A 26,699-nucleotide genomic window follows, 5' to 3' on the forward strand; every position below is an offset into this window, starting at 1 on the left:
GATGAAGGCCGTGGATCAGCCTTCGATCTCGATGAGGATCTCGCCCGGGTTGACCCGGTCGCCCTTGGCCACATGGATGGCCACGACCTTGCCGGCGATGGCCGCCTGGACTTCGGTCTCCATCTTCATGGCTTCGGTGATCAGCACGGCCTGGCCGGCCTTGACCACGTCGCCTTCCTTGACCAGTACATCGACGATGTTGCCCGGCATGGTGGTACTGACGTGGCCTGGCGCGCTGGCTTGCTTGCGCTTGCTGCTGCCGCCGCCGACGAACTCGTTGAGCGGCTCGAACACCACTTCTTCCGGCATGCCGTCGATGGACAGATAGAAGTGGCGCTTGCCTTCGGCCTTGACGCCGACACCGGTGATGTCGACGCGGTAGGTCTCGCCGTGGACGTCGATGACGAACTCGGTCGGCACACCCTCGCCGCCCGGCTTGCTGACACCGCCGGCCTCGGGGATCGGCAGCAGGACTTCCGGCACCAGGGTCCCGGCTTCACGTTCCTCGAGGAACTTGCGCCCGATGTCCGGGAACATCGCGTAGGTCAGCACATCCTCTTCGGACTTGGCCAATGCGCCGATCTCGCCGCGCAGTTTGGTCATTTCCGGCTTCAGCAGGTCGGCCGGGCGCACGTCGATGACTTCTTCGCTGCCGATGGCCTGGCGCCGCAGCTTCTCGTCGACCTCGCCCGGAGCCTTGCCGTAGCCGCCCTGCAGGTACAGCTTCACCTCGTTGGTGATGGTCTTGTAGCGCTCGCCGGCCAGCACGTTGAAGAACGCCTGGGTGCCGACGATCTGCGAAGTCGGGGTCACCAGCGGCGGGTAGCCCAGGTCGTGGCGCACCCGCGGGATTTCCGCCAGCACTTCGTTCATGCGGTTGAGGGCGCCCTGCTCCTTGAGCTGGTTGGCCAGGTTGGAAATCATCCCGCCCGGCACCTGGTTGACCTGTACCCGGGTGTCCACTGCGGTGAACTCGCTCTCGAACTGGTGGTACTTCTTGCGCACGGCATAGAAGTACAGGCCGATCTCCTGCAGCAGTTCCAGGTCCAGGCCGGTGTCGAACTCACTGCCTTTTAGGGCCGCGACCATGGACTCGGTGCCCGGGTGGCTGGTGCCCCAGGCGAAGCTGGAGATGGCGGTGTCGATATGGTCGGCGCCGTTTTCCACCGCCTTGAGCTGGCACATGGCGGCCAGGCCGGCGGTGTCGTGGGAATGGATGAACACCGGCAGCGACTGCTCGGCCTTCAGCGCCTTGACCAGCTCGCCAGTGGCAAACGGCGTCAGCAGGCCAGCCATGTCCTTGATCGCCACCGAGTCGCAACCCATGGCTTCCATCTGCTTGGCCTGGGCCACGAAGGCCTCGATGGTGTGCACCGGGCTGGTGGTGTAGGCGATGGTGCCCTGGGCGTGCTTGCCGGCGGCCTTCACCGCTTCGATGGCCACGCGCAGGTTACGCACGTCGTTCATGGCGTCGAAGATGCGGAACACGTCGATGCCGTTGACCGCCGCCTTGGCCACGAAGGCCTTGACCACGTCGTCGCTGTAGTGGCGGTAGCCCAGCAGGTTCTGGCCGCGCAAGAGCATTTGCAGGCGAGTGTTGGGCAACGCTGCGCGCAACTGGCGCAGGCGCTCCCACGGGTCTTCCTTGAGGAAGCGCACGCAGGCGTCGAAAGTCGCGCCGCCCCAGACTTCCAGCGACCAATAGCCGACTTTGTCGAGCTTGTCGCAGATCGGCAGCATGTCTTCGGTGCGCATGCGGGTAGCCAGCAAGGACTGGTGGGCGTCACGCAGGATGGTGTCGGTAACAAAGATCTTCTTGGACATTCTTATCTCCTCTTAGCGACAAGCTTCAGGCTGCAAGCTGCAAGACAAAGCCGATCGGCTCTAGCTTGACGCTTGTCGCTAAACGCTTGCCGCTGCTTATTCATAGGCCTGCGTGGGCGGCGATGGCGGCGGCGATGGCCAGGGCCAGCTCTTCGGGTTTGCGCTTGATCGAGTAGTTGGTCAGTTCCGGGTGGCTTTCGACGAAGCTGGTATTGAACTGCCCGCTACGGAATTCCGGATTGCGCAGGATTTCCTGGTAGTACGCCGCGGTGGTCTTGACCCCCTGCAGGCGCATGTCGTCCAGGGCCCGCAGGCCGCGGTCCATGGCTTCTTCCCAGGTCAGCGCCCAGACCACCAGTTTCAGGCACATGGAGTCGTAGAACGGTGGAATGGTGTAGCCGGTGTAGATCGCCGTGTCGGTGCGCACGCCCGGGCCGCCGGGGGCGTAGTAGCGAGTGATCTTGCCGAAGCTGGGCAGGAAGTTGTTCTTCGGGTCTTCGGCGTTGATCCGGAACTGCAACGCGTAGCCACGGTGGTGGATGTCTTCCTGCTTGACCGAAAGCGGCAGGCCCGAGGCGATGCGGATCTGCTCGCGGACAATGTCGATGCCGGTGATTTCCTCGGTGATGGTGTGTTCCACCTGCACCCGGGTGTTCATCTCCATGAAGTACACCTCGCCATCGGCGAGCAGGAACTCCACGGTGCCGGCGTTCTCGTAGTTCACCGCCTTGGCCGCGCGCACCGCCAGGTCGCCGATGTAGGCACGCTGCTCGGGAGTCAGCTGCGGGCTCGGGGCGATCTCGATGAGTTTCTGGTTGCGGCGCTGGATCGAGCAGTCGCGCTCGAACAGGTGGACCACGTTGCCGAAGCTGTCACCGAGGATCTGCGCCTCGATGTGCTTGGGATTGACGATGCATTTTTCCAGGAACACTTCCGCCGAACCGAAGGCCTTGGTGGCCTCGGAGATCACCCGGGGGAAGTTCTGTTCCAGCTCCTCGCGGCTGTTGCAGCGACGGATACCACGCCCGCCGCCACCGGAGGTGGCCTTGAGCATCACCGGATAACCGATGCGGTCGCCTTCACGCAGGGCTTCGTGGATATCGGCGACGTTGCCTTCGGTGCCCGGGGTCACCGGTACGCCGGCCTTGATCATGCTGCGGCGGGCTTCGGTCTTGTCGCCCATGCGACGGATCACATCCGCGGCCGGGCCTATGAACTTGATTCCACGTTCGGCGCAGATGTCCGCCAGTTCGGCGTTCTCCGAAAGAAAGCCATAGCCGGGATGCAAGGCATCGCAGCCGGTTTCCACCGCCAGGTTCACCAGTTTGCGCGGGTTGAGGTAGCCCGCCAGGGGCTCGGCACCGATGCTGTGGGCTTCATCCGCGCGCTTGACGTGCAGCGCATGGCGGTCGGCGTCGGAGAAGATCGCTACCGAACGGATGCCCATCTCGGCGCAGGCACGCACGATTCGTACGGCGATCTCACCACGGTTGGCAATCAGGATCTTTTTTATCACTTGGAGTTTCCCTTGAGCCGTTGAAACAAACGACCCGCTAGACCGAGTCGGCGCGTGACCAAATGTTTCAAGTCAGTCGCAGCGACACACTAGCTCCGCTAAGGGATTAACAAAAATCAATAATTATTGGGATAACCATAAGTAAAGACTTATAGTTTTGCCTCCAGCCCCGGCGCGAGCCCTTGAAGCATGCGTAAATCCCTGATGCGCCTGACATTGCGCCAGCTGCAGATCTTCAACGAAGTCTGCGATCTACGCTCCTACAGCCGGGCCGCCGAGGAAATGTCCCTGACCCAGCCGGCGGTCAGCCTGCAGATCCGCCAACTCGAGGAGCTGATCGGCCAGCCGCTGTTCGACTATGTCGGCAAGAAGCTCTACATGACCGAAGCGGCCGAAGCCCTGCAACGGGCCAGCCGGGACATCTTCGGGCGCCTGGAGAACCTCGATATGCAGCTCTCCGACATGCAGGGCTCGCTGCAAGGCCAGCTCAAGCTGGCGGTAGAGTCCAGCGCCAAGTATTTCGTGCCGCACCTGTTCGCCGCCTTCAAGCGCCAGCACCCGGAAGTCCACCTGCAGCTGACCGTGGTCAACCGCGCCCAGGTGATCCGGCGCCTTTCCGACAACCGCGACGACCTGGTGATCATGTCCATGGTGCCCCAGGACATGGAACTGGAATTCCTGCCATTCCTGAACAACCCGATCGTTGCCGTGGCGCCCCCGGACCATCCCCTGAGCCACATGGGAGCCCTGCGCCTGCAAGACCTGGAGCCCTACACCCTGGTGCTGCGCGAGCAGGGTTCCGGCACCCGCCTGGCCTGCGAGGAATACTTCAAGGAGAAGCGCGTGCACTTCACCCAGATCCTCGAAGTGTCATCGGCCGAAGCACAGCGCGAATGCGTTCGGGCGGGTCTGGGCGTGGCGTTGCTGACGCGCCACGCCCTGAACCTTGAGTTGGCGACCGGCGGCTTGATCGAGCTGCCGGTCGAAGAGCTGCCATTGCTGCGCAGCTGGTGCCTGGTACAGGCCAAGGCCAAGCGCCTGTCACCGGTAGCGCATGCGTTCCTGGGATTCATCCGCAGCGAACGAGTGCAGATCAGCGGGCTGGTTGAGCGGTTTGACGGGAAGCTGCCGGAGCGGCCTGCCAGTAGTTGACGGCATCCTGCTCGGGATAGTCGTTGATTTCCTGTTGCAGGCGCCGCAGTTCGAAGCGGTGCTCGATCGCACGACGAAATTCCATGCGGCGTTGGTCTTCCTGCTGACGACGGGTCTTGACTGCGCTGTTGCTCTCTTCGTAAGGCCGGGCCATTTCGAGTCTCCCAATGCGAGTACGGAGGCTTCACGATGCGCCAGGCCGATGACAGTTGTACGTCACTGGGGTAACAGAACGATGAAGCTTGCAGCGCCCGACGAGCGGCGCCGCCCAGGCTCAAACGGCCTGTTGCGAGTCTTGCCGGTAACGTTCCGGATTCAGGGCCTGCAGGATGAGTTTCTTGTGGGCGTCCGGTAGCCGGTAGTACGCATGCAAGTAGGGGTTCAGCTGGAAGTACAGCTTGGGACCACCGAACAGCGTTTGCGCGTACAGGCGTTCATCGCGCAGCACTTCATAGGGCGTGGCGGTGTGCATGCTCAATACCGAGCGCACCCTGTCCTTGCTCTTGATCGCCTTGCAGATCAGCTTGCCGAACCGAGCCTCATCGCCCCCCTCTCCAAGCAACTGGAAGAACGCTTCCATGAATCCGTCGAGCTTTTTCAACGGATTGCAGTAAATCTCCCGGGACATCCGCGCCAGTTCCAACATGTCCCGATTGAACTCTCTGATCGAGGAAAACACCGCTCGCACCGGGGCGGGCCATTCAGGCTGCTCATTGAATGGGGTGAAAACCGTCGGCCAGGCCACATGCAATTCAGCGATCTGCGGCTCCGACTCGATCCTGTAGCTGATCAGGGGGTTCTGGTACCCGGGCACCATGGGCGTTTCCTGCATCACTTCCAGCGCGATGGCATAGGACGCGGCATAGAACCCCAGATGCCCCAACTGCTGTTTTTCCGCGTACGGCAAGACGCTCCGATAAAGCTCCAGGGCCTGTGCTGTCTCGCCCTGCTCCAGGGTCAGGGCGGCCCGTGCCTGCACCCCAAACGCCGCAAACAGTGGGTAGTCCGAGTGCCGCTCCAGCCTCGCGAACGCCTGTTCGATCACCACGGGGTCTCTGAGGTCTTCCTCCGAGGCCAGCATGAGTTGGTAGAGAGGCCCGAACCCCTCCACTGATCTTGCGGCGACTTGCCGGGAAAAGATGATGAATATGCAATCAAGATGGGAGTTATCACTGGCATCCGGTAACCCGGTAGCAATGAAGCCATCGAACAACCGGCTATGCGCCATGTAAAGCCGATCGGGTTCCCGGATTCCGCAGACACCCTCGTAGTGATGACGAAAACGCTCTATCAAAGTGCTCTTCGAATCGACCTGGGCAGCGCTGTACATCTCGGAAAAACGGTTGAGCGCAGTCGCCGCCCGGTACGCGCCGCCAATGGTGTCCAGCAGTTCCCGCTGCTGCGCCGCAGTCAGTTTGCTGGATGAAATTTCCGCCCCGAGGCTCTCGATCTCGGCGTTGATCGTGGAGAGTTTCTTATGGGATTTATCGCTGGTCTTATCCAGGGCATAGAAAAAATCCGCAGCTTCCACCGTGGCTGGAACCAGGCTTTTTACGTAGGCCTTCAGGGAGGAAGCCTGCAGGTCGCCAGCCCCGTGGCTGACCAGCAGTGTGTGGAAATGGTGGAGCGTCGTGCGCGGGGAAAGCTTGCCGTTCAACCGATGCAGAAGTATCGCCAGTTGCGGTAGCACCCACGTATCCAGGAACCGAGCGATCCCCGTTGGGTAGTCCTGGTAAGTGATGATCGGACGTGATTTCAGTATCGAGAAGATATGCTCGTATTGGCTCAGATAGTGCTGGAGCCTGGCGGTCAGCGCCTGGTCATCATGCACCAGGTACCTGAGCAAATCCGGTAGCAAACCCTGCTTCACGCCATTCGATTCCCGGTAGTACAGGTGCTGCCGGCCTTCATAGGAGCGAAGCTCGGAAAGGCCATTGGCAGTGGCAGTCACCAGCCCCGCCCCACGGCATAGCGTTTCGAAGACCTGTGCATACGTCGGAATCCTGACCATCTACCACCGCTCCCTGAAAAGTGGACATCGCCTCCGCGTATTTCCGGTAAACCGGAAAAACCGCGCTCTTTATTATCACCCTCGCAGCACTGAGCTGGACAAACCCATCCCTGTTTCCTTTTGGAGAGCACCACCATGGCCACACCCGAACACGAAGAAGCCCCCAACGCAGCATCTGCCGGGCAATCCACGATCTTCAGCCTGGACAAAGACGACGCCCTGGCCGCCCTCGCCGCCGGTCGGAGCCAGGAGCCGGCGCCCGACGCTGCGGCCGACCCTGATGACGTCGACGAAGTCATCGAAGAAATCGTCGAGCAACAGGATCTGCTGGAAAGAATCCATACCAACCTGAGCGCCAAGCAGCGGCGCATCGACGACCTGTCGGACGACGACACTGACTACGAAGGTTATGGCGAGGAGCTGGTACGGCTGGAGGAGGCCAACGAGCAGTTGCTGGCGGCGCAACAGCTGCTGGACTTCCAGCCGGACAATGCGGCCCTGGGCCAGGCCCGCAGCCTCAGCGAAAATGCGGCGGGGACCCTGGCGGAAGTGAAACCGGACGACCTCGACGACCAGGACGATACCTCGTTGCCCTAGGCGGGATGCTGCCGGCTCAGTCGTCCAGGGCTTTGACCGCCTTGGGCGACAGGCGCAGGCTGCGCAAGCTGCGTTTCACGCTCTTGAGGTGGTTGACCAGGCTCGGCCCGCGGGCCATGGCCACGCCCATGGCCAGGACGTCGATCACCACCAGGTGGGCGATGCGCGAGGTCAACGGGGTGTAGATCTCAGTGTCCTCGTGCACGTCGATGGCCAGGTTGACCGTCGACAGCTCGGCCAGCGGCGTCTGGCTCGGGCACAGGGTGATCAGGTTGGCCCCGCTCTCGCGCACCAGGTTGGCGGTGATCAGCAGGTCCTTGGAACGCCCGGACTGGGAAATGCAGATCGCCACGTCGGTGGGCTTCAAGGTCACCGCCGACATCGCCTGCATGTGCGGGTCGGAATAGGCCGCTGCGGTCAGCAGCAGGCGGAAGAACTTGTGCTGGGCATCCGCCGCTACCGCGCCGGAAGCGCCGAAGCCGTAGAACTCCACCCGCTGGGCCTGGGACATCAGGCTCACGGCCCGTTGCAGCTCCACCGGATCGAGCTTCTCGCGAACCTCCATCAGGGTATGCAGGGTGGTGTCGAAGATCTTCAGGCTGTAGTCGGCGACCGAGTCGTCCTCGTGGATCGCGAACTGGCCGAAGCTGGCCCCGGCCGCGAGGCTCTGCGCCAGCTTGAGCTTCAGGTCCTGGAATCCCGAGCAACCGATGGCCCGGCAGAAACGCACGATGGTCGGCTCGCTGATACCCACGCTATGCGCCAGGTCCGCCATGGAGCTGTGCATCACGGCCGCAGGATCGAGGAGCACGTGATCGGCGACCTTGAGCTCCGATTTGCGTAACAGATGACGAGACTGGGCGATGTGCTGCAACAGGTTCAAGGGCTGGGACTCATGGTTATCGGCAGGTGCCGGGAGATGTAGCGAGCTTGTAGTTATACTACAGGAAACGCCTTTTTGCCTGCTCAATGCATCAGGAAATTACCTGCCTACCCCCCATATTCAGCCGGCTACGCCTTATGTAGCCGTTTTTGCGCGTGGCCCCGGCCGCTAGCAGGACTGGGCCTGCAACAGCAGCGCAAGGCCCTGGGCGTCCACCGGGCGGCTGATCAGGTAACCCTGTACTTCGTCGCATTGTTCGGCCCGCAGAAAGGTCAACTGGGCCTGGTCCTCGACGCCCTCGGCCACTACCTTCAGGGACAGCCCGTGGGCCATGGCGATGATCGCCCGGGTGATGGCCGCATCCTCGCCACCTTCGGCCAGGCCACGGATGAACGCTTGGTCGATCTTCACGTAGTCCACCGGGATGCGCTTGAGGTAGCTCAGGGACGAGTACCCGGTGCCGAAGTCATCGATGGCCAGCTTGACCCCCAGGTCGCGCAGTTGCTGGAAGGTCGCGATGATGTGCTCGACACTGTCCAGCAGCTGGCTTTCGGTCAGCTCCAGCTCGAGAAGGTGCGGCTCCAGCCCGGTTTCCTCCAGGACCTGGCGCACCAGGCTCACCAGCTTGCCCTGGCGCAGCTGGTACACCGAAAGGTTCACTGAGACCCGGATCGGCTCCAGGCCCTGCTGCCGCCATTGGCAGGCCTGGCGGCAAGCCTGGCGCAGCACGAACTCGCCAATCGGGCCGATCAGCCCGGTTTCCTCGGCCAGGCCGATGAAGTCCCCCGGCGGCACCCGCCCCAGAACCGGATGTTCCCAGCGCACCAGGGCCTCGGCGGCGTTGAGCCGACCTGTGGCCAGGCACAGCTTGGGTTGGTAGAAGACCATCAACTGGTCATCCTCGATGGCCTTGCGCAGCTGGTTTTCCAGTTGCAGGCGTTCCAGGGTGCTGGCTTGCAGGCTTTCGGTATAGAACTGGAAGTTATTGCCGCCCAGGTGCTTGGCATGGGCCATGGCCATGTTCGCCTGGCTCACCAGCGCGGCGATTTCCCTGGCGCTGTCCGGCAGCATGCTGATGCCCATGGATGCGCTGACCACCAACTCATGGCCTTCGATGGTGATCGGCAGGCGCAGCTTGCTCAGCAGCCGGGTCGCGACCCGGGTCAGGCTCGACAGGCTGCCGTAGGCATCGAACAGCACGGCGAATTCGTCCCCGGACAAACGAGCGATGGTGTCGGCTTCCGGCAGGGCATTGACCAGCCGCCGGGCCATTTTCTGCAGCAGCTGGTCGGCCACTTCATGACCCAGGCTATCGTTGAGCAGCTTGAAGCGATCCAGGTTGATATGCAGCAGCGCCAGGCTGCGTCCGCCCTGGCGCACCCGCTGGTGGGCCTCGCGCAGGCGCTCGCGAAACAGCGAGCGGTTGGCCAAGCCGGTGAGCTCGTCATAGTGGGTGAGGTAGCGCATGCGCTCCTCGGATTCCCGGCGGGCCGAGAGATCGGCGAAGAAGCCCACGATATGTCGGACTTTTCCCCGCTTGTCGCGCACCACGTTCAGTTGCAGCCATTGCGGGTACAGCTCGCCGTTCTTGCGGGTCTCCACCAGTTCGCCCTGCCAGCTGCCATGCTGCTCCAGGGCCTGGTGGATCAGCGGGTAATGGCGCCGGGCATCGCGACTGCAGGACAGCTCCACCACGTTGCGCCCGAGCATGTCCTCGATCTGGAAGCCCGTGACCTGGCTGAAGGCCTGGTTGGCGGCGATCAGCGCATAGTCCGGGTCGAGGATGACGATGCCTTCGCTGGCGGCCTCGAACACCGTGGCCGCCAGGTTGCGCTGGACTTCCTGCTCCTTGTCGGCACTGATATCGCGGCGCGTGCCCACCATGCGCAGGACCCGGCCCTCGGGGCTGCGCTCCACCGCCCGGCCACGGTCCTCGACCCAGACCCAGTGGCCTGCGCCATGCAGCACCCGGTATTCCACCAGGTAATCCTCGCTGCGGCCCTTGAGGTGTTCCACCAGGGCCCGCTTGAGCACCGGCAGGTCCTCGGGATGCAGGCGCGGCTTGAGGTGGCTGAGCATCGCCGTGACTTCACCCGGCTCCAGGCCGAACAACTCCTTGAGCTGCGTGTGGTGGACCTCGTCGGTCTGCAGGTTCCAGTCCCACAGCCCCAGTTCGCTGGCCTCCAGGGCCAGGGCCAGGCGCGCCTCGCTCTTGCCCAGGGCCTGGTTGGCGGCGTCCAGCTCCAGGCTGCGCTGGGCCACCCGCTGCTCCAGCCCGGCCTGGGCCTGGCGCAACCGCTCCTCCACGTTGCGGCGCTGCTCGACCTCCCGGGCCAGCTCGCGATTGAGCTGGCCGCTGCGGTTCTGCGCATCCTGCAGGTGCTCGATCAGCGCCTGGTTCTGAAAGCGCCGCAACAGGCCGCGCTGGATCAGCCGATTGACCTGCCAGGCCACCACGCTCAAGGACGCCAGCAGGATCAGGCCCAGCCAGCCCCAGCCGCGCTGCTGCTCGTCACCGCCCCAGAACAGGTAGGCGATGGCCGGCAACAGGCACGGCAGGGTGAACGACAGGAAGGCCTGCAGGCTGACCGCATAGGCCACGCTGGCGGAAAGGATCGCGGCGCCGATCAGGCCGAAGACCCAGGCCTGCTGCAAGAAGCTGTCGGTGGGCACCAGGGCGATGCCGGCGCAGGCCAGGGTCAGGCCGCTGACCGTGGAGCCCAGCAGGAACATGCGTTGCCACACCGGTTGCGCCTGGCGGCTGGGTATCGCCGAATCGAAGGCCGCCACCTGGATCACCCGCAAGGCCACCAGGGCCAGCAGCCAGACCATCCATACACTCAGCAGCAGGTAGCGTGCGGGGCTCCACAGCAACCAGGTGCAGACCAGGCCGTTGAGCAGCATGAACAGGGTTGGCAGCAACGAGCCCTGGTACAGCAAGCGCGTGCGCTCCACTGCCATCTCCACGGCATAGTGCTGGCGGATGACCCGGGGCTCCATGAAAGGCCCCGACAGGTCGGGAATAGGTGTCATAGGCAGTGTTCTTATAATGGTGAGCCTGAAACGTCGCCGGAGCATACACAAGCAAAGCCGCGAGCCAAACTGCCCCAAGTCATAAAATCGATAAAACCGGCGGTGCCGTAAATGCCCCGCGAGGGTTCGCACCGAGAAGCGCCAGAGGCTGTGGCCCGTGACTGGCCGGTCGTCCCCCAACGGCTGTTTTATCGGCTAATGCGAAGCCGGGTTTGCCCGGGGTGGCGCGCGCCCCTAGAATGCGCCGATGCGCGATGATCTCTCCCTCTTGTTGAATTCCCTCAACGATGCCCAACGCCAGGCCGTAGCGGCCTCCTTGGGTCGTCAGTTGGTCCTGGCCGGCGCTGGTTCCGGCAAAACCCGTGTGCTGGTGCACCGTATCGCCTGGCTGATCCAGGTCGAGAACGCCTCGCCCCACTCGATCCTGTCGGTGACCTTCACCAACAAGGCGGCGGCCGAGATGCGCCACCGTATCGAGCAATTGCTGGGCATCAACCCCGCGGGCATGTGGGTCGGCACCTTCCACGGCTTGGCCCACCGCCTGCTGCGTGCCCACTGGCAGGAAGCCGGGCTGAGCCAGACCTTCCAGATCCTCGACAGTGACGACCAGCAACGCCTGGTCAAGCGGGTGATCCGCGACCTGGGCCTGGATGAACAGCGCTGGCCGGCCCGCCAGGCCCAGTGGTTCATCAACGGCCAGAAGGACGAGGGCCTGCGCCCGCAGCATATCCAGGCCAGCGGCGACCTGTTCCTGGCCACCATGCGCAGCATCTACGAAGCCTACGAGGCCGCCTGCCAGCGCGCGGGGGTCATCGACTTCTCCGAACTGCTGCTGCGCGCCCTGGACCTGTGGCGCGACCACCCGGGCCTGCTGGCGCACTACCAGAAGCGCTTCCGCCATGTGCTGGTGGACGAATTCCAGGACACCAACGCCGTGCAGTACGCCTGGTTGCGCCTGCTGGCCCAGGGCGGCGAGAGCCTGATGGTGGTGGGCGACGACGACCAGTCGATCTACGGCTGGCGTGGCGCAAAGATCGAGAACATCCACCAGTACTCCGACGACTTCCCGGACACCGAGGTGATCCGCCTGGAGCAGAACTATCGCTCCACCGCCGGCATCCTCAAGGCCGCCAACGCCCTGATCGCCAACAACACCGGGCGTCTGGGCAAGGAATTGTGGACCGATGGCGGCGATGGCGAGGCCATCAACCTGTACGCCGCCTTCAACGAACACGATGAAGCCCGCTACGTGGTGGAAACCATCGAGAGCGCGCTCAAGACCGGCCTGGCCCGCAGCGACATCGCCATTCTCTACCGCTCCAACGCCCAGTCCCGGGTGCTGGAGGAAGCCCTGCTGCGCGAACGCATCCCATACCGCATCTATGGCGGCCAGCGCTTCTTCGAGCGCGCCGAGATCAAGAACGCCATGGCCTACCTGCGCTTGCTGGAAGGCCGGGGCAACGACGCCGCCCTGGAGCGGGTGATCAACGTACCGGCCCGGGGCATCGGCGAGAAGACCGTCGAGGCGATCCGCGAGCATGCCCGCCACAGCGATGTATCGATGTGGGAAGCCATGCGCCAACTGGTGGCCAACAAAGGCCTGACCGGTCGCGCCGCCGGCGCCCTGGGGGCCTTCATGGAGCTGATCGAGAACCTGGCGGCCAAGACCCTGGACATGCCGCTGCACCTGATGACCCAGACGGTGATCGAGCAGTCGGGGCTGATCGCCTACCACGAAGCGGAAAAGGGCGAGAAAGGCCAGGCCCGGGTAGAAAACCTCGAGGAACTGGTCAGCGCCGCGCGCAACTTCGAGAACACCGAGGAAGACGAGGACCTGACGCCCCTGGCGGCCTTCCTCGGCCATGCCTCCCTGGAAGCCGGCGACGCCCAGGCGGACGAGCACGAAGACAGCATCCAGCTGATGACCCTGCACAGCGCCAAGGGCCTGGAATTCCCCTATGTGTTCCTGGTGGGCATGGAAGAAGGCCTGTTCCCCCACAAGATGAGCCTGGAAGAGCCTGGCCGTCTCGAGGAAGAACGCCGCCTGGCCTACGTCGGCATCACCCGGGCCATGCAGAACCTGGTCATGACCTATGCCGAGACCCGGCGCTTGTACGGCAGCGAGACCTACAACAAGGTCTCGCGTTTCGTACGCGAAGTACCCAAGGGCCTGATCCAGGAAGTGCGCCTGTCCAACAGCGTCAGCCGGCCTTTCGGCGGCGGTCAGTCCCAGAGCACCAGCAGCCTGTTCAGCGGCAGCGCGATCCCGGAAACCGGCCTGAGCCTGGGCCAGGCGGTACGCCACGCGGTGTTCGGCGACGGGGTGATCCTCAACTTCGAAGGCTCCGGGGCCCAGGCCCGGGTCCAGGTGAACTTCAGCGAAGGCAGCAAGTGGCTGATGCTGGGCTACGCCAAGCTGGAAGCCATCTAACAGGCCGTTGAGAAACTACCTGCGTTGCCATCGCTGCGTTAAAAACAGGCTGGTGCGCCAGCCCGGTCAAAATGCTCATTTACCACTCGTAAACTGCGCTTTTTCGCCTGTTTTTGCCTTGCGCTGGCTGCCTCGCCTACGTTTTTCAAGGGCCTGCTAATCTCCCGACAAGAGCCGGCATGCCGGTGAAGGCGCACTCTGCCCCTTCATCGACAAGCCGGGCCCATACCGCAATAAAGGAAGCACGAGCATGGGTTCAGGCTTTTTTTCATCGTGGACATTCTGGGCCTTGCTATCGGCCGTTTTCGCTGCATTGACGGCGATCTTCGGCAAAATCGGCATCGAGAACGTCAATTCCGACTTCGCTACCCTGCTGCGCACCGGGGTGGTGCTGGTGAGCCTGGCCTTGATTTTGTACGCAACGGGCCAATATCAGTCCCTGGAATCGATTTCTGCCAAGAGCTACCTGTTCCTGCTGCTGTCCGGGCTGGCCACCGGAGCTTCCTGGCTGTGCTATTACCGCGCCCTGAAACTGGGCCCCGCCTCGCTGGTGGCGCCGGTGGACAAGCTCAGCGTGGTGATCGTCGCGGTTATCGGCGTGGCCCTGCTGGGAGAGAAGCTCGATCTGCGGCAGTGGAGCGCCATCGGCCTGATCACCGCCGGCGTGGTGCTGCTGGCGGTCCGTCGCTGAACGGCTGCGGGATGGAACCGGACCGCCCTCGGACGGACAAATCCATATCGGCGAGCATGATTCCAGGCCGGGCCGGAGCAGGCTGGCCAGGCAAAAGCCCGAAACATTATGCCGCTCGCTACTGACACGTCACCTGTGCAATATGGCGCGCGTGACATCCACAAATGGGAATCCCCTTTATGAAACGTTTTCTTAGCATCGCCATGGCGTTGTGCATCGGCCTGACGATGAGCCTCGACGCCAACGCCAAGCGCTTCGGCGGCGGCAAAAGCGCCGGCGCTGCCCCGACCCACCAGACTCGCCAGGCGGCCCCCAGCGCACCGGGCGCTCCTGCCGCTGCAGCCACCGCTGGCGCAGCCGGTGCCGCGGGCGCCGCAGCCAAGGCTGGCGGTGCTTCGCGCTGGCTCGGCCCCCTGGCCGGCATCGCCGCCGGCGGCCTGCTGGCCTCCATGTTCATGGGCGGCGGCTTCCAGGGCATGCAGATCTTCGACATCCTGATCATGGCGGTCATCGCGTTCGTGATCTTCCGCTTCATCGCCGCCCGTCGTCGCAAGCAGCAGGAGCAGTTCGCCCCGGCTGGCCACGCGCCGATGCAGCGCGAAGCCTTCCAGCCCCAGGCGCCTGCCGGCGGCTCGATCTTCGGCGGCTCGGCGGCTCCGGCCGCACGCCCGGTGATCAACGCTCCGGCCTGGTTCAACGAAGAGCGCTTCGTCGAAGCCGCGCGCAACCACTTCCAGTCCCTGCAGCAACACTGGGACGCCAATGAAATGGACAAGATCGCCGAGTTCGTGACCCCGCAGATGCTGCAATTCCTCAAGCAGGAACGTGCCGACCTGGGCGACGGCTTCCAGTCGACCTACATCGACAACCTGCAAGTGCAGCTCGAGGGCGTGGACGACCGTGCCGACAAGACCATCGCCACCCTGACCTTCAGCGGTGTATCGAAGACTTCGCGCTTCGACCAGGGCGAAGCGTTCAGCGAAAGCTGGAACATGGAACGCGCCCAGGGCGACAACCAGCCTTGGCTGGTGGCAGGTATCCGCCAGAACGGCTGATTCATCCTGCTGTCACAGCTGTAATGCAAAACCCCGACTCAGGTCGGGGTTTTGCATTTCCCGATTGCACTTATAGCGAGCTACTGTATAAACCGCCGTCAACCAACCGCGCCATAGAGCTAAGAGGACCCAGGCCGTGGAAGAAGTCATCGAACAACTCCGAGAAGCCAACGAACCGGTACCCGTGCCCCTGGAGCTGCCGGACGAAGACCTGCTGGTGGAAATCGAGGAACAGCTGTTCATCAATATCCCGTTCGTCTTCAAAGAGTTCCTGTTGACGGTCAGCGATGTGGTCTACGGCAGCCTGGAGCCGGTCACCGTCACCGATCCGCAATCGCACACCTACCTGCCCGACGTGGCGGCGAACGCCTGGGACATGGGCGTGCCGCGGGACCTGATCCCGATCTGCCAGGACGGCGATGATTACTACTGCGTAGAAGAAGACGGCACCGTGGTGCTGTGGTCCGGCGAGGAAGAGCTGATCACCGAGGATTCCTGGGAATCGGTGTGGCACTGGGTGCGGGACGTCTGGCTGGAAAGCTGAAACCATGACGCCGTGACCAGCTCGGTCGCGGCTCCGGATCCCTCGCCAGTGCCCTGCTGGCGAGAGGCAGGGTCAATGCCCGCCACCATCCTTGCTCTGGTCGAAGGTCTCGATCAACGCCACCTGCATCCGTGTATGCACGCGGATGAACCAGCGCCACAGCAGCGCCACCACCGCCGCCGCCACGATCGCCACCAGTACCAGCAGCTCCAGGGTCGGCAGGATGCTCGCCGACAACGCCGACAGCAGCAGGAAGATCACCAGCAACGACAAGACCGGGATCACCTCGGCGATCACCCGCCGCACCCGCTGGGTATGCCGCCCGGCCATTTCCGCCTTCACCCCCATCTCCGCCAGCAGCATCGATAGCGCCTTGAGCTTGCGATAGGCGGCGATCAGGAACGGCAGCGACAGCAGCAGCGCACCACCCCAGATCAGCGCCTTCTGCCAGCCCGGATCACTGATCCAGTCCTGCAGGTAAGTGCCGATGCGCCTGGAGAAGTAACTGCCCGAAAAGAAGATTGCCACCACCAGCGCAAGGTTGACCCCTACCTGCAGCAGGATCTTGCGAATCATCGACGCCAACAGCGCGCCCTCGCCCTGGGGCTGGATACTGCGCAACCACTCGCCGTACATTCCCAGCACCCGGCTCAGTCGCTTGGGCAGCACCGCCGACAGCTTCAACGACAGCGGGTCGGCGGCCTTGATCAGGTAGGGGGTGAGCAGGGTGGTAATGGCCGAAACCGCCACCGCCACGGGATAGAGGAAGTCGCTGGTGACCTGCAGGGTCATGCCAAGGGCGGCGATGATGAATGAAAACTCGCCAATCTGTGACAGCCCCATCCCTACTCGCAACGAAGTACGCCCATCGTTACCCGCGATGAAGGCGCCCATGCCGCAGGACAGCATCTTGCCCAATACCACCGCCACGGTGATCACCGCGATTGGCCAGGCGTACTGGAGAAGAATCTGCGGATCGATCATCAGGCCGATGGCCACGAAGAAAATCGCGCTGAACAGGTCGCGAACCGGTTCGATCAAGCGTTCGATCTTCAGCAACTGACGGGACTCGGCCATGATCGCGCCGATCAGGAACGCCCCCAGCACCATGCTGTATTCCAGGCGTACCACCAGCAGGCAGAATCCGAAGCACAAGCCCAGCACGGTGATCAGCAGCATCTCGTTGCTGTCGAACTTCGCCACGTAGGCCAGCAGGCGCGGCACCAGCAGGATGCCGATCACCAGCGCCACCACCATGAACAGCGACAGCTTGCCCACCGTGGAGAACACCTCGCCGGAACTCACCGTGCCGCTGACCGCGATACTCGACAGCAGGGCGATGATGCCGATCCCCAGGATGTCCTCGACGATCAGCACGCCGAAGATCAGCTGGGCGAAGCGTTCGTTCTTCATCTTCAGGTCGTTGAGCGCCTTGACGATGATGGTGGTGGAAGAGATGGCCAGGATCGCCCCGAGGAACAGCGAATCCATGGTGCTCCAGTCGAACCAGCGGCCGATCTCGTAGCCGATCCAGATCATCAGGACGATTTCCAGGAACGCCGCGATGAACGCCGTGGCGCCCACCTTGAACAGCTTGCGCAGGCTGAATTCCAGCCCCAGGCAGAACATCAGGAAGATCACCCCGAGCTCGGCCAGGGTCTTGATGGTCTGCTCGTCGTGGATCAGCCCGAAAGGCGGGGTATGGGGCCCGATGATGAAGCCCGCGGCGATATAGCCCAGCACCACCGGCTGCTTGAATCGATGAAAGAGAACGGTCACCACACCCGCGACCAGCATGATCACGGCCAGGTCCTGAATGAAACTGATGGCATGCATGACCTAGGTTCTCCTTGAATGTTGGACGGGGGCCATCCTCGGGGAGAGCGTTTGAAAAGCCGCCTGCGCTGGCGTCAGTCGCTGCCTTGTCAGTGATCCCTGAAAAAGAAAGGTCCGATCTGTCGAAAGAAAGTGCTCTGCAAGAGCGATGAAAAACCCCTGGAACGGGTGTTTTGCAGGGTAACACTGCGACTTCCAGGCGGAAGGCGGTGCAATATATGGAAACAGATCCACCGGAGCGTGACGGCGCGGCACAGACCGGCGTCCCGTTATCGATGGCTTGAAATCCCTTTGGAGCAAGCGCCCGAGAGAGGTGCTCCAGCAACCCCTGCCCTGACCCGTGAGCGTGCTATGGAACCCGGAAACGCCCAACTGTCGATGACAGTATTGATGACCCCCGACATGGCCAACTTCTCTGGCAATGTCCACGGCGGCACCCTGCTCAAGTACCTCGACGAAGTCGCCTACGCCTGCGCCAGTCGCTATGCCGGCCGCTACGTGGTGACCCTCTCGGTGGACCAGGTGATCTTCCGCGAGCCGGTGCATGTCGGCGAGCTGGTGACCTTCCTGGCCTCGGTCAACTACACCGGCAACACCTCCATGGAGGTGGGCATCAAGGTGGTGACCGAGAATATCCAGGAGCGCTCGGTGCGCCATACCAACAGTTGTTTCTTCACCATGGTGGCGATGGACGATCAGCGCAAACCGGCCCCGGTTCCACCGCTGCAACCACAGACCGCCGACGGCAAGCGCCGCTACATCCAGGCCCAGCAGCGCCGGCAGATCCGCCAGGAACTGGAAAAGCGCTACCAGGAGATCAAGGCCGACGGGCCATGATCGCCAACCGCTGATCCCGCCGGACCACGGACGGTCCCCCTGCCCCCGAACAGCCAGCGCTCTCCCCCCTCGCTCCAGCCCCCATTTCCCCAAGGCCGTATATACGGTCATCCCGAATGGCCATATCGATCCCTTTTTGACCACTTAGAGGGTTATACCGGCCCGATAGCGCTGCCAGAATCATCGTGCAAGGCACAAACGCACTCCCTGCCCCGGGAGCCTTCGAGCCAACGAACGCGTGAGAACAATAACAATGCCCAGCGCCAATCCCCTGCCCAGCAGTCCGTCCTTGTCGTCTGCCAACAACCTCGGCGACTTCACCCACAGTGCCCAAGGCACCGCGCTACGGCGCATCCTCGGCTTGCCGGCCCTGGTGTTCTTCGGCCTGGTGTACATGGTGCCGCTCACCGTCTTCACCACCTACGGCGTGGTCACCCAGATGACCGGCGGGCGTACCGCAGCCGCCTACGTGATCACTCTCCTGGCGATGCTCTTCACCGCCCGCTCCTACAGCGTGATGGTCAAGAAATATCCAATTGCCGGTTCGGCCTACTCCTATGCCAGCTTGAGCTTCGGCCCGGGAATCGGCTTTCTTGCCGGCTGGTCGCTGCTGCTCGACTACCTGTTCCTGCCGATGATCAATTACCTGGTGATCGGTTTGTTTCTCAACCTGGCCTTCCCCGCCGTGCCCGCCTGGGTGTTCGTGGTGGCGACCATCGTCCTGATGACCCTGCTGAACATCCGGGGCATCGGCTCGGTATCGAGCATGAGCAACCTGATCGTCTGCGCCCAGCTGGTATTCGTCGTGGTGTTCCTGGCCCTGGTGGTGCGCCAGTTGGCCGGCGCCCCGGAGCTGGACCTCGGCGCTCCGTGGAGCGGCGATGGCAGCCAGCCCGGGCTGTTGCCATTGATGGCGGGAGCGGCGATGCTGTGCCTGTCGTTCCTGGGCTTCGACGCGGTGTCGACCCTGGCCGAGGAAACCCGCGACCCGCGTCGGGACATCCCCCGGGCCATCCTCATCACCACCCTGGGCGCCGGCCTGCTGTTCATCCTGCTGGCCATGGCCAGCCAGCTGGCATTCTCCGGCAGCCGTTTCGACAACGCCGACTCGGCCGCCAGCGAAGTCATGCTGCGCACCGGCGGACGCTTCCTGGAAATGTTCTTCACCGCCACCTACGTGGCTGGCGCAGCGGGCTCGGCGCTGGCGTCCCAGGCTTCGGTCTCGCGCATCCTGTTCAGCATGGGCCGCGACGGCATCCTGCCGCCACGGGTGTTCGGCACCCTCTCGGAGCGCTACAAGACGCCGGTGACGGCGATCATGCTGATTTCGCTGGTATCGCTGCTGGCAGTGGTGATCGACCTGACCACACTGGCGTCGATGATCAGCTTCGGCGCGCTGGTGGCGTTCTCCGTGGTCAACCTGGCAGTGATCAAGAGCCACCTGGGCCAGGGCCAGCCACGCAGCGCCGAGTACCTGCTGCGCTATGGCTTGCTGCCGTTGATCGGCTTTGGCCTGATCGTCTGGCTCTGGACCAGCCTCTCGGCCCTGACCCTGGGCATCGGCCTGGCCTGGTTCGCCCTGGGCCTGGGTTACCTGGCCGTACATACCCGGGGCTTTCGGCAACCGGCGCCAACGGTGCAATTCTCCGAGCAAGCCTGAGGCAGGGGCCGATCAAATGCCGATCGGCACGGCCTCGAAACGTACCCGGGGATGGGCGATACGGTCCTGGGCGCGCACCAGTTCTAGCTCGTAGCTGGCGCAGGCCTGGGTTTCCAGCAGCACCTCGTGCACAGCCGCGGCGGTGAACTCGAACGCCGCCACCAGGCTGTCGCCCAGCAGCACCCGGGCCAGGAACAGGCCCGAAGTAAAGTCGCCCACCCCCACCGGCTGACGCGGGAAGGCCAGCAGCGGACGCCGCAGGTGCCAGCTGCCGTCGGCGGTCACCAGCAGCATCTCGAAGCCGTCGGCCAGCTTGCCGGGATAGTCCAGATGCTTGACCAGCACGGCCTTGGGCCCCCTTTCCAGCAGCGAGCGAGCCATGGCCAGGCAATCGAACAACGATTGCGGCTTGCGCCCGCAGAAGCTGTCCAGTTCCAGCTGGTTGGGGCAAAGGAAATCTGCCATGGCCGCCGCCTCGTCGAGCAGGAAGTCGCTGACTTCCTCCGGCACGATGCAGCCCTTCTCCGGGTGGCCCATCACCGGGTCGCACAGGTACAAGGCCTTGGGATTGACCGCCTTGATCCGCGCCACGCCGCTGAGGATCGCCCGGCCCTGGGCCGCGCTGCCCAGGTAGCCGGAGAGGATCGCGTCGCAGTTGCCCAGCTCGCCGATGGCGGCGATGCCCTCAACCAACTCGGGAATCTGCCTGGGCGCCAGCACTTCCCCGGCCCATTGGCCATACTGCGTGTGGTTGGAAAACTGCACCGTGTTCAAGGGCCAGACATTCACCCCCACCCGCTGCATGGGAAATACCGCAGCGCTGTTACCGGCGTGGCCGAAAACCACATGGGACTGGATCGCAAGCAGGTGGGGCGTACGTTTCATGCAGGATTTTCCATAGAACCGGGAGAATTCAAGCCGCGCAGTATGCGACTAAACGCAGCCTGTACGACAGACCGGAGACGCAGTTAAGCTGATGTCACTTCGTTGGAGCACACCTTCATGCTGACCCTTGAAAACATCTTTGTCTTGATGTTGCTGGCAACTGGCGCTGCCTGGTTGTGGCACAACCACGGCCTGCGCGAGCGGGCACTGGAGCGGGTCAAGCAGCATTGCGCCCGGCTCGATATCGAACTGCTGGACGGCAACGTGGCCCTCAAGCGCATCGGCTTCGTCAAGGATGCCAAGGGCCGCCGGCGCCTGGCGCGGATCTACAATTTCGAGTTCACGGTGACCGGCGAGACCCGCCATTCGGGGACCATCACCCAGTTCGGCGCCCATAGCGCGCATATCGAGCTGGCGCCCTATCCCTTTGAGGTCAAGGAGCCACTGCCCAGCGCCGAGATCATCGAACTGAGCCAGTGGCGCGAAGAGCACCGCAAGCGTAACTGATCACTTCTTGAACAGCCCTCGTTCGCGCCGCTACAGGCGGCACTGCGCCAGGCTGGCTTGCAGCGCGGTCACATCCTGAGGCTCTGCGAAGATCAGCTCCAGGCGCGAATCCCGCCGCCACTCGCTGGGCAGCCAATTGAATGGCGAATTATCCAGGCCATTGCCCGAACGCCAACCCTCGGTGCTATGGATCACCAGCTTGGCCCGACGCCAATCGAGGTTCTGTAGCCAGTGATCGATCCGCGCCAGGTCGAACTGCTGGCCCGGATGCCAGCGCCAACCGATGCTCCAGCCATCCTCCTGGGCCTGGCTGAGGCAGATCGGCTGCGTCGGATCACTCCACACCGCTGGTAGTTGCGCCAGGCCATGGGGCAGCTCGGGCGGCTCCAGGGCAGCCTGGGCAGTGACGCTCAACCCCGGCAGCTCGGCCAGCGGCAACGCCGCGTGGCGTGTCCAGAACAGCGGCCGCCCCGGCAGCAACTCCAGCACCCGCAGCCGATCGTCGGCGCTGAGCAGTTCATCCTTGTTCAATACCAGCAGGCCCGCTTCGGGCAGCGCTTGCGACTGCGCCGCCGGCAACGGCTGGCCCGCAGCCAGGGCCTGGGCGTCGAGCACCAGCACGCATGGCTGCAAAGCCAGCACGCCTTGCCAGGGCGCCTGCGCCAGCTGCTTGAGCAGTTGCACCGGATGACCGAGGCCGGAGGGTTCGATGAACAGCCGATCGGGCTGGGCCTTGCGCAGCAGACGCCCCAATCCGACCTGGAACGGCGCACCGCTGACGCAGCACAGGCAGCCACCGGCCACCTCACCAAAGGCGATACCGTCGTCATCACGGCTGAGCAAGGCTGCATCCAGGCCGATCTGGCCGAACTCGTTGATCAATATCGCCCAGCGTTCGTTGGCCGGCCGCTGCTCCAGCAGATGGCGAATCAGGCTGGTCTTGCCGGCGCCCAGGGGCCCGGCAATCACGTGGGTGGGGATGTTCTGCAGCATGGGGGAGAAATCCGAAAAAGCCGTGAAGCGATGCTACGCCCTTCCCGGCCCTGGCGAAAATCCGCTCGCCTGTAGCCTTCTGCGCACAAGCGCTACCTGGGGCCCGGGATAGCCCCGGCGCCGAAGCTTGCGCAACCTGCGGCAGCGGCCTGTCAGCCCAGCCAGTCCAGGGTCAGGATCAACCGGCGCTCGCCGGGCGCTGGCTGCGGGGAGCGATGAATCAGGCCGAAGCCTTCGTTGCCATGCCACTTCTCTCCCTTGAACAGCGCGACCGCGCCGCTGGCGATCTGCTGGATCAGCACCGGATCCCGGGGCTCAGCCTCGGGTTGGCCCAGTTGCCGGCGATCCATTGCGCCTTCGCGCAGCCATTGGCTACCAATACCGGCATAGGTGGTGATCAGGCGCATCGGTACATGATCGACGTGGAAACGCGGACACATGGCCTTGTCCAGCACCCGCAAGCGCAAACCTACGCGGCGGGCGCCCAGCAGGCAGGAAAAAGCACTGACCAACCAGGAAACATCGGCGATAAAGCCGTCATATCCCTGCAAATCGCTGAATCCTGACGCCAACCCGCGCAAATTCGGCACCGCGTCCTCGTCGGCCAATTCCAGGCTCAGGGACTCCGCCAGCGGCTCGTTCAACGACAGCAGCAGCTCGCCGAAATCTGCGATATGCGCCGGCAACCGGCGCTGCCAGAGGCCGAGGTTGACCTCATCGGCGAGCACTTCGGCCAGCACCGCCGGGGTCGAGCCGATCGCCGGTCGCCGGGCCGCCCTCGCTCGTCCGGCCAGCAGGGGCCAGGCCGCTGGACGCCTGGCCAACGGCGTCAATGGCACGCCCAAGGCCAGCATCAGGCGGCCTCCTCGTCATGCCAGGGGCCAAACGGATCGGCCAGCAAGCTCCAGGCCTCGACGCCCAGGGCCATTTCCCCGTCATCGAGCAGGCATTGGTCCAGCTCGGCGGTGAGTTGGGCAAAGTCGATGTCCTGGCCGATGAACACCAGCTCCTGGCGGCAGTCGCCGGTGGCGGGAGCCCAGTTGTGCATGATCGCCGCCGTGCCTTCCTCATCCTGGGGCCAGTGCTGCTTGGGCACGAAGCGCCACCAGCGGCCGGCGAAGCCATGGCGCATCAGGCCACCGGCCTGGGACCAGCTGCCCGCCTCCTGGTACTTGCTGGCGAGCCAGAAGAAGCCCTTGGAGCGCAGCAACTTGCCGTTGCTCCAGGGCCGGTTGATGAAATCGAAGAAGCGCTGTGGATGAAACGGTCGCCGGGCCCGATAGGCACTGGAGGCGATACCGTATTCCTCGGTTTCCGGCACGTGTTCGCCCCGCAGTTCCTGCAACCAGCCCGGCGCCTGGGCCGCTCGCTCGAAGTCGAAGCGGCCAGTATTGAGGATCTTCGCCAGCGGTACTTGGCCCATGACCATGGGGATGATCTCTGCCTGGGCATTGAGCCGCGCCAGGATCGCCAGCAGTTCCTGGCGCTCTTGGCTGCTGATCAGGTCGATCTTGCTCACCAGGATCACATCGGCGAACTCCACCTGCTCGATCAGCAGGTCGGTGATCGAGCGCTCGTCTTCCTCGCCCAGGGTTTCCCCCCGCGAGGCCAGGCTGTGCGCGGCCTGGTAATCCACCAGGAAGTTCATGCCGTCGACCACGGTGACCATGGTGTCGAGCCGCGCGATGTCCGCCAGGCTCTGGCCGGACTCATCTCGGAAGGTGAAGGTTTCCGCCACCGGCAACGGTTCGGAAATACCGGTGGACTCGATCAGCAGGTAGTCGAAGCGGCCGTCCCGGGCCAGCTTGCCCACCTCCTCCAGCAGGTCTTCGCGCAGGGTGCAGCAGATGCAACCGTTGCTCATCTCCACCAGTTTTTCTTCGGCGCGATTGAGGCTGACATCACGCTGCACTTCGCTGCCGTCGATGTTGATTTCACTCATGTCGTTGACGATCACCGCCACCCGCAGGTTGTCGCGGTTGCGCAGCACATGATTGAGCAAGGTACTTTTGCCGGCGCCGAGAAAGCCGGACAGCACGGTAACGGGAAGACGTTCGGTCATGGGTGGTTCCTCATCAGGTTCGCGGCTGGCTCAAAGCGCCCGTTGATGGCGTTCGCGCAGCTCTTGGCGTTCTTTGGCTTCGATACACAAGGTGGCGGTGGGCCGTAGCAGCAAGCGCCGCAGGCCGATGGGCTCGCCGGTATCGCGGCACCAGCCGTATTCGCCACGGGCCAGGCGCTCCAGGGCTTCATCGATCTTGTCCAGCAGCTTCTTTTCCCGTTCCAGCAGGCGCAGTTGCCATTGATGCTGTTCCTCGGCGCTGCCGATATCCGCCGGGTCGCTGTGGACCTCCTGCTCGCGCAGCAGGTCGAATTCGCCGCAGATGCGTTCCTGCAATTCATTGCGCTGTGCCAGCAGCAGTTCGCGGAAGAAGCCTTGCTGGGCTTCGTTCATGTAGTGCGTATCGGGCTGGGCGAGCAGGTCTTGTTCAGTCATGGCGGGTCACGGATCGGGCTTGTTTTAATGTTATATTATAACAATGCAGTTTCGCCAACCTTCTCTTGCCCGACATGACGAAGGGCGCGATGCTGCGCTCCTGCCGCCTTGAGAATCGCCATGCGTCCATTCCTGCCTGCCCTGCTTTGCGGCTTGCTGCTCACCGGCCACGCCGCAGCCGCCGCCCCCGACAGCCTGGCCAACTGCACCCGCAGCGCCAACCTGCTGGCCTGCGTCGATCCGCTGGGCAACGCCTATAGCGTCGCCACCGCCGGCAACACCCTCTACCTGCGGGGCTTCGAAGTGATCGGCAAGCGCTACTGGGCCCAGACCAGCAGCCGCTACGGCCAGCTGACCTTCTTCACCGGCCTGGCCTCCGACGGCGAGGCCTGGGTCGGCTACAGCCAACGGGTGGGCTGGACCACCCGCAACCGGTTCTCCAGTTCCGGCGGCAGCCGTGGGCAGTTCACCTGCAGCCGCATCACTGGTTGCTGAGGGCGGCCTAGGCCTGATGGTTCCTGGTTTCCTGGAGCCAGGCCATGTAGCTGTTGACCGGCGGGTTCTTCTCGAAATAACGCTGCAAGCCCTGGAACAGGCCATCGGCGATCGCCTGCTGGTGCCGCGCGGTCACCAGGCGCTGACTGTCACGACTGTTGGAAATGAAGCCGGTCTCTACCAGGATCGATGGCACGTCCGGGGACTTGAGCACCGCGAACCCGGCCTGCTCCACGCGCTTCTGGTGCAGGCTGGTGATCCCCGACAAGCTATCGAGCACCGTGCCGCCCAACTGCAGGCTGGCGGCGATGGTGGCGTTCATCGACATATCCAGGATCACCCCCGCCAGCATCGGGTCCTTGTCCTTGAGATTGAGCAAGCTGCTGGCCCCCAGCAGGTCGACACCGTTTTCCCGCTGGGCCATGAAACGCGCAGTGGCCGATGTCGCCCCGCCTTCGGACAGGGCGAACACCGAGGCCCCGGAAGCGGTCAGGCGCGGCGCGGCATCGGCATGTACCGAAATGAACATGTCGGCCTTGTGCTTGCGGGCGATCTCCACCCGCTTGCGCAGGGGCACGAAGAAGTCGTCATTGCGCACCAGCTTCACGTCGAAACCCTTCTCGCGCTTGAGCCGCTTGGCCAGCAGTTGGGCGATGGACAGCACTACGTCCTTCTCGCGCTCGCCCCTGGCGCCCACGGCTCCCGGGTCCTTGCCGCCATGCCCAGGGTCCACCACCACGATGATGTCGCGCTTGGGATGGGCCCGGTCCGCCGGGGCCTGGGGTTTGGCAGCAGGGACCGCGGCTGCGGCGATGCCGGGAGCGACCCGGGTACTGCTGGCCAAATCCAGCACCAGGCGATGACCCTGGCCATCCTGGGGCGGCAACAGGAAGCTGTTGAGCTGCACGGGCTGGTTCAAGTCGAGGACGATTCGCGTGTCGCCCTGGCCGAAGTGTCCGGACCGGATCGAGCGGATCACCGTGTTGGCCAGGGCCAACTGGCTGAAGTCACCATTCAGGCGCGCGCCGCTCAGGTCGACGATCAGCCGCTCGGGAGCGCTCAGGGTGAAGGTCTTGTAGTGCACCGGACCACTCAGATCCAGCACCAGGCGCAGCTTGTCGGCGGAGTTCCACAGCCGCGCACTTAGGATCTGCGTAGCCCCGACACTCCAGGGGAACACCAGGGCCGTACCGGCCAACAACAGGTTGAGCAATTGACGTCTATGCATGGCGACTACCGCAGATAAAGGAGC

The 26,699-nt window shown here is 63.6% G+C and carries 23 protein-coding genes; 10 read left to right on the plus strand and 13 right to left on the minus strand.

The genetic code is table 11. From position 1 onward, the window contains the following. Positions 1–15 precede the first annotated feature (15 nt). Together oadA and C4K40_RS31095 are read right to left on the minus strand one after the other, a co-directional pair. Positions 16–1,824: a sodium-extruding oxaloacetate decarboxylase subunit alpha gene (oadA, locus tag C4K40_RS31090; RefSeq protein WP_022641939.1), complete on the minus strand. Its 1,809-nt coding sequence runs from the start codon at positions 1,822–1,824 to the stop codon at positions 16–18. A 100-nt stretch (positions 1,825–1,924) separates the two neighbouring features. Further along, positions 1,925–3,340, minus strand: coding sequence for an acetyl-CoA carboxylase biotin carboxylase subunit (locus C4K40_RS31095; RefSeq protein WP_022641940.1), 1,416 nt, complete (start codon positions 3,338–3,340; stop codon positions 1,925–1,927). Positions 3,341–3,529: 189 nt separating this feature from the next. Between C4K40_RS31095 and C4K40_RS31100 the strand changes: the two genes are divergently transcribed. Further along, the gene (locus tag C4K40_RS31100; RefSeq protein ID WP_053133507.1) at positions 3,530–4,492 is read left to right on the plus strand and encodes a LysR family transcriptional regulator; all 963 of its coding nucleotides are present in this window, start codon (positions 3,530–3,532) and stop codon (positions 4,490–4,492) included. Here C4K40_RS31100 and C4K40_RS31105 read toward each other — a convergent pair. Then, entirely contained in the window at positions 4,434–4,646 is a 213-nt protein-coding gene (locus C4K40_RS31105; protein ID WP_053133504.1) for a PA3496 family putative envelope integrity protein, read from the minus strand. The two genes, C4K40_RS31100 and C4K40_RS31105, sit on opposite strands and share 59 nt — an antisense overlap. Before the next feature lie 120 nt (positions 4,647–4,766). Then, on the minus strand, positions 4,767–6,503 hold the full coding sequence (locus C4K40_RS31110; RefSeq protein ID WP_053133501.1) for a hypothetical protein: 1,737 nt from the start codon (positions 6,501–6,503) through the stop codon (positions 4,767–4,769). 135 nt (positions 6,504–6,638) lie between these two features. Between C4K40_RS31110 and C4K40_RS31115 the strand changes: the two genes are divergently transcribed. After that, complete coding sequence (locus tag C4K40_RS31115; protein WP_022641941.1) at positions 6,639–7,100, plus strand: hypothetical protein; 462 nt, start codon at positions 6,639–6,641, stop codon at positions 7,098–7,100. A 16-nt stretch (positions 7,101–7,116) separates the two neighbouring features. Here C4K40_RS31115 and hexR read toward each other — a convergent pair whose 3' ends face one another. Together hexR and C4K40_RS31125 are read right to left on the minus strand one after the other, a co-directional pair. Beyond that, positions 7,117–7,983: a transcriptional regulator HexR gene (gene hexR / locus C4K40_RS31120; protein ID WP_022641942.1), complete on the minus strand. Its 867-nt coding sequence runs from the start codon at positions 7,981–7,983 to the stop codon at positions 7,117–7,119. Positions 7,984–8,151: 168 nt separating this feature from the next. Further along, positions 8,152–11,016 (minus strand): bifunctional diguanylate cyclase/phosphodiesterase, encoded by a 2,865-nt coding sequence (locus C4K40_RS31125; protein WP_053133498.1) that lies wholly within the window; start codon positions 11,014–11,016, stop codon positions 8,152–8,154. A gap of 247 nt (positions 11,017–11,263) precedes the next feature. On the opposite strand from C4K40_RS31125, the gene uvrD reads away from it, so the two are divergent. From uvrD to C4K40_RS31150, 4 genes are all read left to right on the plus strand, one after another. Further along, the gene (uvrD, locus tag C4K40_RS31130; protein ID WP_022641943.1) at positions 11,264–13,447 is read left to right on the plus strand and encodes a DNA helicase II; all 2,184 of its coding nucleotides are present in this window, start codon (positions 11,264–11,266) and stop codon (positions 13,445–13,447) included. Between the two features lie 250 nt (positions 13,448–13,697). Continuing rightward, positions 13,698–14,138 (plus strand): EamA family transporter, encoded by a 441-nt coding sequence (locus tag C4K40_RS31140; protein ID WP_053133496.1) that lies wholly within the window; start codon positions 13,698–13,700, stop codon positions 14,136–14,138. Between the two features lie 179 nt (positions 14,139–14,317). After that, positions 14,318–15,193, plus strand: a complete 876-nt coding sequence (locus tag C4K40_RS31145) for a Tim44 domain-containing protein (RefSeq protein WP_053133493.1) — start codon at positions 14,318–14,320, stop codon at positions 15,191–15,193. 136 nt (positions 15,194–15,329) lie between these two features. Further along, positions 15,330–15,737 (plus strand): SMI1/KNR4 family protein, encoded by a 408-nt coding sequence (locus C4K40_RS31150; RefSeq protein WP_053133490.1) that lies wholly within the window; start codon positions 15,330–15,332, stop codon positions 15,735–15,737. Positions 15,738–15,809: 72 nt separating this feature from the next. On the opposite strand, the gene C4K40_RS31155 is transcribed toward C4K40_RS31150, so the two are convergent. Continuing rightward, positions 15,810–17,573 carry a cation:proton antiporter gene (locus tag C4K40_RS31155; protein ID WP_053133488.1) on the minus strand — a complete coding sequence of 588 codons (1,764 nt, stop codon included), beginning with the start codon at positions 17,571–17,573 and terminating at the stop codon, positions 15,810–15,812. Positions 17,574–17,924: 351 nt separating this feature from the next. Between C4K40_RS31155 and C4K40_RS31160 the strand changes: the two genes are divergently transcribed. Together C4K40_RS31160 and C4K40_RS31165 are read left to right on the plus strand one after the other, a co-directional pair. Beyond that, on the plus strand, positions 17,925–18,410 hold the full coding sequence (locus tag C4K40_RS31160) for an acyl-CoA thioesterase (protein ID WP_031320745.1): 486 nt from the start codon (positions 17,925–17,927) through the stop codon (positions 18,408–18,410). A 253-nt stretch (positions 18,411–18,663) separates the two neighbouring features. After that, positions 18,664–20,070, plus strand: coding sequence for an APC family permease (locus tag C4K40_RS31165; RefSeq protein ID WP_053133485.1), 1,407 nt, complete (start codon positions 18,664–18,666; stop codon positions 20,068–20,070). 12 nt (positions 20,071–20,082) lie between these two features. Here the strand turns inward: C4K40_RS31165 and pdxY are convergent, their stop codons facing one another. Next, on the minus strand, positions 20,083–20,955 hold the full coding sequence (pdxY, locus tag C4K40_RS31170; RefSeq protein WP_053133482.1) for a pyridoxal kinase PdxY: 873 nt from the start codon (positions 20,953–20,955) through the stop codon (positions 20,083–20,085). Between the two features lie 117 nt (positions 20,956–21,072). Between pdxY and C4K40_RS31175 the strand changes: the two genes are divergently transcribed. Further along, positions 21,073–21,462 carry a DUF3301 domain-containing protein gene (locus C4K40_RS31175; RefSeq protein WP_022641948.1) on the plus strand — a complete coding sequence of 130 codons (390 nt, stop codon included), beginning with the start codon at positions 21,073–21,075 and terminating at the stop codon, positions 21,460–21,462. Between the two features lie 30 nt (positions 21,463–21,492). On the opposite strand, the gene C4K40_RS31180 is transcribed toward C4K40_RS31175, so the two are convergent. The 4 genes from C4K40_RS31180 to dksA form a co-directional block, all read right to left on the minus strand. Then, on the minus strand, positions 21,493–22,455 hold the full coding sequence (locus C4K40_RS31180) for a GTP-binding protein (protein ID WP_053133479.1): 963 nt from the start codon (positions 22,453–22,455) through the stop codon (positions 21,493–21,495). Between the two features lie 152 nt (positions 22,456–22,607). Further along, positions 22,608–23,309 carry a DUF1826 domain-containing protein gene (locus tag C4K40_RS31185; protein ID WP_022641950.1) on the minus strand — a complete coding sequence of 234 codons (702 nt, stop codon included), beginning with the start codon at positions 23,307–23,309 and terminating at the stop codon, positions 22,608–22,610. Further along, a complete protein-coding gene (gene zigA, locus C4K40_RS31190; protein ID WP_053133476.1) occupies positions 23,309–24,517 on the minus strand; it encodes a zinc metallochaperone GTPase ZigA in 1,209 nt (402 codons plus the stop codon). The genes C4K40_RS31185 and zigA overlap by 1 nt, the downstream gene beginning before the upstream one ends. A gap of 30 nt (positions 24,518–24,547) precedes the next feature. Further along, a complete protein-coding gene (gene dksA, locus C4K40_RS31195; RefSeq protein ID WP_053133473.1) occupies positions 24,548–24,952 on the minus strand; it encodes an RNA polymerase-binding protein DksA in 405 nt (134 codons plus the stop codon). 120 nt (positions 24,953–25,072) lie between these two features. Between dksA and C4K40_RS31200 the strand changes: the two genes are divergently transcribed. After that, positions 25,073–25,447: a hypothetical protein gene (locus C4K40_RS31200; RefSeq protein ID WP_053133470.1), complete on the plus strand. Its 375-nt coding sequence runs from the start codon at positions 25,073–25,075 to the stop codon at positions 25,445–25,447. A 7-nt stretch (positions 25,448–25,454) separates the two neighbouring features. Here C4K40_RS31200 and C4K40_RS31205 read toward each other — a convergent pair whose 3' ends face one another. Then, positions 25,455–26,675: an N-acetylmuramoyl-L-alanine amidase gene (locus tag C4K40_RS31205; RefSeq protein ID WP_031320747.1), complete on the minus strand. Its 1,221-nt coding sequence runs from the start codon at positions 26,673–26,675 to the stop codon at positions 25,455–25,457. Between the last annotated feature and the right edge of the window lie 24 nt (positions 26,676–26,699).

It is taken from the genome of Pseudomonas sp. CMR5c (assembly GCF_003850545.1).
Taxonomy (GTDB): Bacteria; Pseudomonadota; Gammaproteobacteria; order Pseudomonadales; family Pseudomonadaceae; genus Aquipseudomonas; species Aquipseudomonas piscis.

Bases quoted from the DNA above. Each gene is read 5' to 3' on its own strand.
- C4K40_RS31140 (WP_053133496.1), top strand. From the start codon at position 13,698: ATGGGTTCAGGCTTTTTTTCATCGTGGACATTCTGGGCCTTGCTATCG.
- C4K40_RS31155 (WP_053133488.1), bottom strand. From the start codon at position 17,573: ATGCATGCCATCAGTTTCATTCAGGACCTGGCCGTGATCATGCTGGTC.
- C4K40_RS31100 (WP_053133507.1), top strand. From the start codon at position 3,530: ATGCGTAAATCCCTGATGCGCCTGACATTGCGCCAGCTGCAGATCTTC.
- C4K40_RS31115 (WP_022641941.1), top strand. From the start codon at position 6,639: ATGGCCACACCCGAACACGAAGAAGCCCCCAACGCAGCATCTGCCGGG.
- zigA (WP_053133476.1), bottom strand. From the start codon at position 24,517: ATGACCGAACGTCTTCCCGTTACCGTGCTGTCCGGCTTTCTCGGCGCC.
- C4K40_RS31205 (WP_031320747.1), bottom strand. From the start codon at position 26,675: ATGCATAGACGTCAATTGCTCAACCTGTTGTTGGCCGGTACGGCCCTG.
- uvrD (WP_022641943.1), top strand. From the start codon at position 11,264: ATGCGCGATGATCTCTCCCTCTTGTTGAATTCCCTCAACGATGCCCAA.
- C4K40_RS31105 (WP_053133504.1), bottom strand. From the start codon at position 4,646: ATGGCCCGGCCTTACGAAGAGAGCAACAGCGCAGTCAAGACCCGTCGT.
- C4K40_RS31185 (WP_022641950.1), bottom strand. From the start codon at position 23,309: ATGCTGGCCTTGGGCGTGCCATTGACGCCGTTGGCCAGGCGTCCAGCG.
- C4K40_RS31145 (WP_053133493.1), top strand. From the start codon at position 14,318: ATGAAACGTTTTCTTAGCATCGCCATGGCGTTGTGCATCGGCCTGACG.
- dksA (WP_053133473.1), bottom strand. From the start codon at position 24,952: ATGACTGAACAAGACCTGCTCGCCCAGCCCGATACGCACTACATGAAC.
- C4K40_RS31110 (WP_053133501.1), bottom strand. From the start codon at position 6,503: ATGGTCAGGATTCCGACGTATGCACAGGTCTTCGAAACGCTATGCCGT.
- C4K40_RS31180 (WP_053133479.1), bottom strand. From the start codon at position 22,455: ATGCTGCAGAACATCCCCACCCACGTGATTGCCGGGCCCCTGGGCGCC.
- pdxY (WP_053133482.1), bottom strand. From the start codon at position 20,955: ATGAAACGTACGCCCCACCTGCTTGCGATCCAGTCCCATGTGGTTTTC.
- C4K40_RS31200 (WP_053133470.1), top strand. From the start codon at position 25,073: ATGCGTCCATTCCTGCCTGCCCTGCTTTGCGGCTTGCTGCTCACCGGC.
- oadA (WP_022641939.1), bottom strand. From the start codon at position 1,824: ATGTCCAAGAAGATCTTTGTTACCGACACCATCCTGCGTGACGCCCAC.
- C4K40_RS31175 (WP_022641948.1), top strand. From the start codon at position 21,073: ATGCTGACCCTTGAAAACATCTTTGTCTTGATGTTGCTGGCAACTGGC.
- C4K40_RS31165 (WP_053133485.1), top strand. From the start codon at position 18,664: ATGCCCAGCGCCAATCCCCTGCCCAGCAGTCCGTCCTTGTCGTCTGCC.
- C4K40_RS31160 (WP_031320745.1), top strand. From the start codon at position 17,925: ATGGAACCCGGAAACGCCCAACTGTCGATGACAGTATTGATGACCCCC.
- C4K40_RS31125 (WP_053133498.1), bottom strand. From the start codon at position 11,016: ATGACACCTATTCCCGACCTGTCGGGGCCTTTCATGGAGCCCCGGGTC.